This is a genomic window from Acinetobacter sp. F16 (assembly GCF_052712855.1).
Genome location: NZ_JBRATK010000039.1, coordinates 1 through 818 on the forward strand (window position 1 = coordinate 1; position 818 = coordinate 818).

The following is an 818-nucleotide window of genomic DNA, read 5'->3' on the forward strand; positions in this document are numbered from 1 at the left end:
TTTAGTTGCTGGGTGTAGACCCGAAACCGGGTGATCTATCCATGAGCAGGTTGAAGGTTGGGTAACACTAACTGGAGGACCGAACCCACTGTCGTTGAAAAGCCAGGGGATGACTTGTGGATAGGGGTGAAAGGCTAATCAAACTCGGTGATAGCTGGTTCTCCCCGAAAGCTATTTAGGTAGCGCCTCGGACGAATACCATTGGGGGTAGAGCACTGTTTCGGCTAGGGGGTCATCCCGACTTACCAAACCGATGCAAACTCCGAATACCAATGAGTACTATCCGGGAGACAGACTGCGGGTGCTAACGTCCGTAGTCAAGAGGAAAACAATCCAGACCGCCAGCTAAGGCCCCAAAATTATAGTTAAGTGGGAAACGATGTGGGAAGGCACAGACAGCTAGGAGGTTGGCTTAGAAGCAGCCACCCTTTAAAGAAAGCGTAATAGCTCACTAGTCGAGTCGGCCTGCGCGGAAGATGTAACGGGGCTAAAACTATATGCCGAAGCTGCGGATTTACAATTTATTGTAAGTGGTAGGGGAGCGTTCTGTAAGCCGATGAAGGTGGATTGAGAAGTCTGCTGGAGGTATCAGAAGTGCGAATGCTGACGTGAGTAACGACAATGCGAGTGAAAAACTCGCACGCTGAAAGACCAAGGGTTCCAGTCCAACGTTAATCGGGGCTGGGTGAGTCGACCCCTAAGGCGAGGCCGAGAGGCGTAGTCGATGGGAAATTGGTTAATATTCCAATACTTCTGTGTAATGCGATGAGAGGACGGAGAAGGTTAAGTCAGCCTGGCGTTGGTTGTCCAGGTGAAAG

1 rRNA gene is annotated in these 818 nt (G+C 50.6%); it reads left to right on the forward strand.

Features of this window, described 5'->3' with window-relative positions:
• Positions 1–818 (forward strand): 23S ribosomal RNA (locus ACU0NF_RS11875); the annotation flags it as partial.